The organism is Streptomyces sp. GbtcB6 (assembly GCF_019091475.1).
In the GTDB taxonomy this organism is placed as follows: domain Bacteria; phylum Actinomycetota; class Actinomycetes; order Streptomycetales; family Streptomycetaceae; genus Streptomyces; species Streptomyces hyaluromycini.
In genome coordinates, this window is the sequence record NZ_JAGXJL010000076.1 from 29,754 (window position 1) to 38,218 (window position 8,465).

The window sequence follows — 8,465 nt, forward strand, 5'->3', positions numbered from 1 at the left end:
CCGAGAACTGAGGAGGACCGGCCCGTGGCACGCCAGCTTCTGACCGTAGGCCAGGACGGCACGGGCGAGTTCCCGACGATCGGGGAGGCGCTGGCCCGGGCCCATTCCGGCGCGGTGATCCGGATCCTGCCCGGGAGTTACGCGGAGGCGCTGACCGTCCGTACCCGGGTGACGCTGGTCGCCGAGGGCCCCCGTGGCTCGGTGCGGATCGAGCCGGTGCGCGGCAGCGCGATCACGCTCGCCGCCGACGCCGTGCTCCTCACCGACCTGGTGCTGCGGGCGGGTGAGGGCGACCTGCCGGTGGTGGACGCGGTGCGCGGCCAGGTCGCGCTGGACGGCTGCGAGGTGACCGGCGGCGGCTGGACGGCCGTACTGAGCCGCGGCACCGGCTCGTTGGCGATGCGCGGCTGCCGGGTCACCAACCCGGTCGGCGCCGGCATCGTGGAGACGGCCGCCGCGGGCAGCATCATCGAGGGCTGCCTGGTGGAGAACCTGGGCACCTCGGCGATCGTGATCAGCGAGCAGGGCCGGGCCACCGTACGGCACTGCACGCTCCGCGACGCCCGGGGCAACGGCCTGCTGGCGAACGGGAGTTCGCGCGGCTCGGTGGAGGACTGCGAGATCTCCTCGACGGACAAGCCGGCGCTGGCCCTGGAGGGCGGCACCGCGGTGTCGGTGGCCCGGGTCCAGGTGCACGGCGGTGCGATCGGTGTGTACGCGGCGAGTTCGGCACGGGTGTCGCTGACGGACGTACGAGTGGACGGCACCCGCGGGCACGGTTTCGTGGTGGCCGCCGGCAGCGACCCGCAGCTGCGGGCCTGCGGCAGCGCCCGCACCGGGGGCGGCGGTCTGGTGGTCACCGAGCGGTCCCGGGGCACCTACACGGACTGCGAGTTCACGGGCGCGGCCGAACCGGGCGTGTACGTGGGCGAGTCGAGCGCGCCGGTGCTGGTCGGGGTGCGGGTCGCCGACTGCACGGGGATCGGGGTGCAGCTGGTGGACGAGTCGGCGGCCGAGTTCGACCGGCTGACGGTCGCGGACAGCGGGGGGATCGGGGTGTCGATCCGCTCCGGTGCCAACCCGCTGCTGCGGCGGGCGCTGGTGACCGGCGCCCGGGGTCCCGGTGTGCTGGTCGCGGAGGACGGGCGGGGCCGCCTGGAGGACTGCACCGTCGAGTCGGCGGGCGGGCACGGGCTGCGCACGGAGGGGCACGGCAACCCGAACGTCGGTGACTCGGTGATCCGCGGGGCCGGGAAGTCCGGGGTGTCGGTGGGCGCCCGCGGGCTGGGCTCGCTGCGGGACTGCGAGGTGAGCGGCTCGGCCGACACCGGGGTGACGGTGGAGGAGGGCGGCGAGGTGTCGCTGGTACGGCTGCGGGTCGCCGGTTCCGGCAGGCACGGGGTGCTGGTGGCGGCCGGGGGGCGGGCCGCGCTCAGCGGCTGCGAGGTCTCGGAGAACGGCGCGGACGGTGTCCGGATCGACAGCGGCGAGCAGGTGTCGGTGACCGGGTGTGCGGTGCGCGGCAACAAGGGCGCCGGGCTGCGGGCCGGGAAGCCCGGACCGCGGCTGTCGGTGGCCGGGCTGACCAGTACGGACAACCACCGGCCGGACGCCTGGCCGGGCGCCGAGCCGGGCCCGCTCGCGGAGGGCGCGGAGGACGAACCCGCCGAGCCGCAGGGGCCGTTCGCCGACCTGGACAACCTGGTCGGGCTGGCCGGGGTCAAGCACCAGGTCAACACCCTGGTGAATCTGGGCCGGTTGGCGCAGCGCCGGGCCGAACTGGGCATCCCGGCACCGCCGATGAGCCGCCACCTGGTCTTCGCCGGTCCGCCCGGCACCGGCAAGACCACCGTGGCCCGGCTCTACGGCAGCATCCTCGCCGACCTCGGCATGCTGTCCTCCGGGCACATCGTCGAGGTGTCCCGCTCCGACCTGGTCGCCCAGGTCATCGGCGGGACCGCCATCAAGACCACGGAGGTCTTCGAACGGGCCCTGGGCGGTGTGCTGTTCGTCGACGAGGCGTACACGCTGCTGTCGGACAGCAAGGGGTCGGGCGCCGACTTCGGGCGGGAGGCGATCGACACCCTGGTGAAGCTGGTGGAGGACCACCGCGACGAGGTCGTGGTGATCGTCGCCGGGTACTCGAAGGAGATGCAGGACTTCCTGGCCGCCAACCCGGGCCTCGCCTCCCGGTTCACCCGCACCATCGAGTTCACCAACTACTCGGTGGACGAGCTGGTCACCATCACCGAGAACATGTGTGCCGCGCACCGCTATGTCCTCGACCCGCTGGCGGTGCAGGCGCTGCACCTGCACTTCGGCCGGATGCAGCGGGACGCGACCTTCGGCAACGGCCGTGCCGCGCGGCGGGTGTTCGAGGAGATGGTGGACCGGCAGTCGTTCCGGCTGGCGTCGCTGCCCGAGGCGACCGAGGCCGACCTGCTGCTGATCCTGCCCGAGGACGTGGGCGAGGCGGAGGCGACCGAGGTCCGCGGCGGCGGCACGGCGGCGCCCGGCGACTCCGACGTGCTGGCCCGGCTGAACGGCATGATCGGCCTGGGCGCGGTCAAGCGCGAGGTGCGCGGCATCCTGGACCTGCTGACCACCACCCGGCAGCGGCAGGCGGTCGGGCTGCCCACCCCGAAGGTCAGCCACCACCTGGTCTTCTCCGGCCCGCCCGGCACCGGCAAGACCACCGTGGCCCGGCTCTACGCCGACCTGCTGCGCTCCTTCGGGATCCTGCCGCGCGGCCAGCTGGTCGAGGTGGCCCGCGCCGACCTGGTGGGCCGCTACATCGGGCACACCGCGCAGCTCACCGCCGAGGCCTTCGAGAAGGCCCTCGGCGGGGTGCTGTTCATCGACGAGGCGTACACCCTCACCCCCGAGAACGCGCCGCAGGACTTCGGCCGGGAGGCGGTCGACACGCTGCTGAAGCTGATGGAGGACCACCGCGACGAGGTGGTGGTGATCGTCGCCGGCTATCCGCGGGAGATGGGACGGTTCCTGGACTCCAACCCCGGTCTGGCGTCCCGGTTCTCCCGGCATGTGCGGTTCGAGGACTACACGACGGCCGAACTCCTGGAGATCGTCGGGGAGATGACCGCGAGCGCCGGCTACAAGTGCGCCCCGGCCACCCTGGAGGCCCTGCACGCCCACCTGGACGGGGTTCCGCGCGACCGGTCGTTCGGCAACGCCCGGCTGGCCCGCCGGCTGGTCGAGTCGATGATGACCCGGCAGGCGGGCCGGCTGGGCGGCATCGCCAGCCCGGACCTGGAGGCCCTCACCCTGCTGCTGCCGCAGGACCTGCCGCACACCGAGGAGCAGGGGGCGGAGGCCGGTCTGCCGGGCTGACGCACATGTCCGCGTCCGCCCGGCCCTGGACGGCGGACATATGTCCCGGGCGGACCGGGAGCGGTGTCAGGCCCCGGCCTCCGGTGCCGACAGGGTGTAGAAGACCGCCCGGCCCTGCTTGGTGCGCCGGGCCCGGTTCCTGGCGACGAGATTCTCCAGCGTCGTACGGATCACCGTCGTCTTGATGGTGCGGCCGGGCTGACCGGCTCTGATCGCCTCGGCGACGTCGGTCGCGGAGCGCGGCTCCCGCTGCTCGGCGAGATAGGTGTGGACGGCCTCGACGAGGCTCGGCTTCGTCCCCGTGGGGCTCGGCTGCGCGGAGTCACCGCGGTTCGGTCCGGGCTCGGTCCGCTGGTGCGGCACGGCGGCCTCGACGGCATCGGTGACTTCGGCCGCTTCGGCGGTCCCGGGTGCGGAGGCGGTGGCCTGCGGGGTGAGCGCCCGCTGCAGCCGCTCCAGCACCACTCTGTTCTCCCGTACCGCGCGCAACCGTTCTTCCAGGGCGGCGATCTCGGTGGCGAGGCGGTCCTGTTCCGCTGTGTTGAGCTCCAGGTCCTGCGCGATCCGCGCGCTGTACTCGGACGCCAGCTCGGTGCCGGATGACTCGGACATGCGGTCGGGCCTCTCGTCGATGTGCTCCGCGCGGGGACGCCGATGTGCTCCGCGCGGGGATACAGCGTACGCACACGGGACGTGCCAGGGGCGTGACTCGGGCCGAAGGGTGTCTCAACCGGTGGCGGTGGCCCGTTCGATGACATCGACGACCACCTCGGGCCGCGACACATAGATGGCATGGCTGCCGGGCGCCTCGACGACCGTGGCGCCCGCGCGCTCGGCCATCGACCGCTGGGCCAGGGGCGGGATCATCCGGTCGTCGGCCGCGACCAGGTACCAGCTGGGCCTGGTCCGCCACGCGGGTTCGCCGACGGTCCCGGAGAGCGCCTCGGATCCCCACGGCACCTGCGAGTCGGCCATGAACCGCGCCCGTGCCTCGGGCAGGTCACCGGCGAAGGAGGCGTGGAACCGGTCGCGGTCGAGCAGCACATAGCCGTCCCGCATCGGCAGGAGCGGCGGCACCGACGCTCCCGGCGGCGGGTCGGCGATCAGGGAGTCGACGGACTCGCCGCGGTCCGGCGCGAACGCGGCGACGTAGACGAGCGCGGACACCTTGGGGTCGGCGCCGGCCACGGTGATGACGACTCCGCCGTAGGAGTGCCCCACCAGGGTCACCGGCCCGTCCTGCAGGGCGATGAGCCGCCGGACCGCCGAGACGTCCTCGGCGAGGGAGCAGGTGGCGTTCTGCGCGACGGTGACCCGGTATCCCGCGTCGACGAGGCGCTCGTGCACCCCCGCCCAGCCGGATCCGTCCACGAACGCGCCGTGGACGAGAATCACGTTCCGCACAGATCTTCCCCTTGTCGTGACGGGCCGTCGGGCTCCGCACCGTGTCCGGGCCGCTTCGCCGTCCTCACTGTACGAGGCCGTGACATGCGCCGTACCGACAAGATGACCTGATCGCACGCACGGGCAGGCAGGACCGCCCGTCCGTCACTGTGACGCATGCCACTGCGGCACGTCCGAACTTTCGGCACCGGTCCACCATCCAGTCGCCGAGCCCGAACCGAACCCGAACCGAACCCGGCCCGACTCGATCCAGTCCGACCACGATGGGAAGCTGTTTCATCATGTCGTCCCCCACACCCCCGGCCGCGGAAGACGGCGAACACCTCGCCGGCGACCCCGGCGTGCCCGACGGTCCCGGCATGCCCGGCGGTCTCGTCGGGCGTTCGGCGGAGCTGGCGCTCCTCGACGGGTTCTTCGGCTCCGCCGCCGCGCGGGGCCGGGCGCTGATGCTGACCGGTGAGGCGGGGGTGGGGAAGTCCGCCCTGCTGGACACGGCGGCGCGGCGGGCGCGGGACGCGGGTTTCCAGGTGTTGCGGGTGGTGGGTTCGCAGTTCGAGGTGAGTGTCAGCTTCGCCGCGCTGAACCAGGTCCTCCAGTCGCTGACGGCCGAGATCGCCGAACTGCCCCCGTGGCAGGCGGAGACGCTGCGGGCGGTGCGCGGGATGCCGGACGAGCAGCCGACCGAACTCCTCGCCGTCGCGGGCGCGGTGCAGGTCCTGCTGTCCCGGAAGGCCGCGCGCAGCGGGCCCGTGACGATCGTGATCGACGACGTGGCGTGGCTGGACCGGCCCAGCGCCATCGTGCTGGGCACCGTCGCCCGCTACACCCAGAGCGCACCGGTGGCGCTGCTGGCGGCGTCCCGGACCGGTGACGAGTCCTTTCTGAGCAGTACCGGGATACCGGCGCACGAGGTCAGACCGCTGGACGAGGCGGCCGCGCACGAACTGGTGGCGCAGCGGTTCCCGGCGATGGCACCACGGGTACGGCAGCGGCTGGTCACGGAGGCGGCCGGCAACCCGCTGGCCCTGCTGGGGCTGCCGGGCACCCTCAACGAGGCGCAGCAGCAGGAACGCGGGCCGCTGCCGGCCGTACTCCCGTTGCCCGAGCGGCTGAAGAAGGTCTTCGCCGTACGGGTCGGCGCGCTGCCGGACCGGACCCGGGAGCTGCTGCTGCTCGCCGTGCTCGACGGCTCGGGCGGGCTGCACATCCTGGAACGGGCCCTGGCCGGGGGCGATGTGCTGGCCGAGCTGGGCCCGGCCGAGCACGCGGGCCTGGTGCGGGTCGACTCCGCCACCGGCCGGCTGGCCTTCCGGCACCCGCTGACCCGGTCCGCGGTGATGGAGCTGTCGACGGGCGCGGAACGGCGGCGCGGGCATCTGGCGCTGGCCCGGGAGTTCCCGGAGGGGTCCGAGCACCGGGCCCGGCACCTGGCCAATGCCGCGGTCGGCCCGGACGACGAGGTGGCCGCCCTGCTGCACGAGGTGGCCTACAGCACGCTGCGCCGCGGGGACGCCGTCGGCGCCATCACCACCCTGCTGCGCGCCTCCGACCTGAGCAGCACGGGCGCGGCCCGGGGGCGGCTGCTGGCCGAGGCGGCCTGCCTGGGCGCCAACATCACCGGCGACCTCCGCAACGTGCACGCGCTGCTGGACAACGCCCTGCTCGCGGACCCGGTGGGCAGCGGTTCGCTCGCCGCCGCGACCGCCGCCGCCAGCCGGCTCATCAACGGCGAGGGCGACGTGGACACCGCCCACCGGCTGCTCATGGGGGCGATCCGCAACCACGCCGGGACGGGCGGTGCCGACGACGACATCCTGAACGAAGCGCTGCTCACCCTGCTCATGGTGTGCTTCCACAGCGGCCGGCCCGAGCTGTGGAAGCTCTTCGACGCCGAGGTGGCCAAGGCCCAGCAGCGCTCCCCGGACCACCTGCTGTGCGTGCTGCGCGGCACCTTCGGCGATCCCGCGCATGTGCCGCCGCACGTCCTGGACCTCCTCGACGGCATGGTCGCGGACCTGCACCGGGAGACCGACCCCCGGCGCATCGTCCGTACGGCGGTCGCCGCCGCCTATGTCGACCGGCTGCCCGGCTGCCGCAGCGCCCTGCGGCGGGTCGTCGACGACGGCCGGGACGGCGGCGCCATCACCATGGCCATCGAGGCGTTCTTCCTGCTCGCCAACGACGCCTACTTCAGCGGCCAGTGGGACGACCTGCCCAAGCTCACCGAGGAGGGCCTGCGCTGGTGCACCATGTACAACTACCGTCTGACGGCGGAGCCGGGCCGGTTCCTGCGGGGGCTGCTGGCGGCCGCGCAGGGTGACACCGACACCGCCCGGAAGACCGCCGACCGCCTCGTGGCCTGGGGGAACCCGCGGGGACTCGGGCTGCTGCGGGTGTACGCCGCGCACATCCGGGCGCTGTCCGCGCTCGGCGCCGCGGACTTCGAGAGCGCCTACTGCCACCTGCGGTCGGTGATCACCCCCGGTGAGATTCCGGCGCACCTCCCCCACGCCCTGTGGCTCTTCCTGGACTTCGCCGAGGCCGCCGCCCGCACCGGCCGGCACGCCGAGGCGGCCGCGCACGTGGCGGCGGTGCGCGGGACCGGGATCCCGGCCGTCTCGCCGCGGCTGGCCATGATGACCGACGCGGCCCAGGCCATCGCCACCCCCGACGTCATCGACCACGAGCTGTTCCGGCGGGCCGTCGACACCCCCGACGCGGAACGCTGGCCGTTCGAGTGGGCGCGGATCCGCCTGGCCTACGGCGAGCGGCTGCGCCGGGCGAAGGCGGGCGCCGAGGCCCGGGGCCATCTGGACGCCGCACTCGGCACGTTCCGGCGGCTGGGGGCCGAGCCGTGGAGCGCGCGGGCCGCGAACGAGCTGCGGGCGAGCGGCATCCCCGTCGGCACCGCGGCCTCCGGCGCCGGCCGGCCCGCACTGCTGACCCCGCAGGAGCTGCAGGTCGCCCAGCTGGCCGCCACGGGACTGACCAACAAGCAGATCGCCGCCCAGCTCTTCCTGTCACCCCGCACGGTGGCCGGGCACCTGAGCAAGGCCTTCCCGAAACTGAACGTCACCTCCCGCGCGGGCCTGCGCGACGCGCTCACCGGCCTGCCTCCGGACCGGACCTGGTGAACAGTCAGGAGGCCAGCGTGGTGCGGGCCCGCTCCTCCCGCGCGGCGTCGAGCATCCGGCGCGCCTCGGTCCGGCCGGCCCGGACCCGTTGCCCGGCGTCGGCGTGCGGGGCGTCCGCGGTGGCGGCCAGCGCGACGGCGAGTTTGGCCCGTCCCTGGCTGAGCCGGCTGCGCACGGTGCCCAGCGGGATCCCGCAGGCGAGGGCGATCAGCTCGTACGAGGCGTCTTCCGCGGTGAAGTAGCGCAGCACCAGCGGCATGCGCAGCACCGGGGAGAGTTCCTCCAGCGCCGCCCAGAGCCAGTCCCGCACCGCGTTGCGCTCCAGCCACTGTTCCGGGCCGGCGTCCTGCGACGGCGCGGCCAGCTCCTCCACCGGCTGCACCAGAGCGGAGTACCGCAGCACGGACCGGCTCCCGTTGCGCACGATCATGCGCAGCCAGGCGCCCACCGCCGCCGGATCGCGGACGTCTCCGATCCGCAGCAGCGCCGCCAGCGCCGCGTCCTGCAGGACGGCGTCCACGTCCGCCGCCCGCCCCAGCACGCTCAGCGCGACCGCCCGCATCCCCGCCCGGTGCC

General features: G+C 74.1%; 5 protein-coding genes. 2 read left to right on the top strand and 3 right to left on the bottom strand.

From position 1 onward, the window contains the following. The first annotated feature begins 24 nt into the window (after positions 1-24). Positions 25-3,351, top strand: a complete 3,327-nt coding sequence (locus tag KVT45_RS50195) for a right-handed parallel beta-helix repeat-containing protein (protein ID WP_217560958.1) — start codon at positions 25-27, stop codon at positions 3,349-3,351. Between the two features lie 66 nt (positions 3,352-3,417). On the opposite strand, the gene KVT45_RS50200 is transcribed toward KVT45_RS50195, so the two are convergent. After that, positions 3,418-3,963 carry a hypothetical protein gene (locus KVT45_RS50200; protein WP_217560960.1) on the bottom strand — a complete coding sequence of 182 codons (546 nt, stop codon included), beginning with the start codon at positions 3,961-3,963 and terminating at the stop codon, positions 3,418-3,420. Between the two features lie 114 nt (positions 3,964-4,077). Next, complete coding sequence (locus tag KVT45_RS50205) at positions 4,078-4,755, bottom strand: alpha/beta hydrolase (RefSeq protein ID WP_308311121.1); 678 nt, start codon at positions 4,753-4,755, stop codon at positions 4,078-4,080. A gap of 281 nt (positions 4,756-5,036) precedes the next feature. On the opposite strand from KVT45_RS50205, the gene KVT45_RS50210 reads away from it, so the two are divergent. Beyond that, a complete protein-coding gene (locus KVT45_RS50210) occupies positions 5,037-7,889 on the top strand; it encodes an AAA family ATPase (RefSeq protein ID WP_254648529.1) in 2,853 nt (950 codons plus the stop codon). 4 nt (positions 7,890-7,893) lie between these two features. Here the strand turns inward: KVT45_RS50210 and KVT45_RS50215 are convergent. After that, on the bottom strand, positions 7,894-8,465 hold a 572-nt coding region (locus KVT45_RS50215), incomplete at its 5' end, for an RNA polymerase sigma factor (RefSeq protein ID WP_217560962.1).

Excerpts from the sequence above, each read along its gene's own strand:
- KVT45_RS50200 (WP_217560960.1), bottom strand. The coding sequence starts at position 3,963 with ATGTCCGAGTCATCCGGCACCGAGCTGGCGTCCGAGTACAGCGCGCGG.
- KVT45_RS50210 (WP_254648529.1), top strand. The coding sequence starts at position 5,037 with ATGTCGTCCCCCACACCCCCGGCCGCGGAAGACGGCGAACACCTCGCC.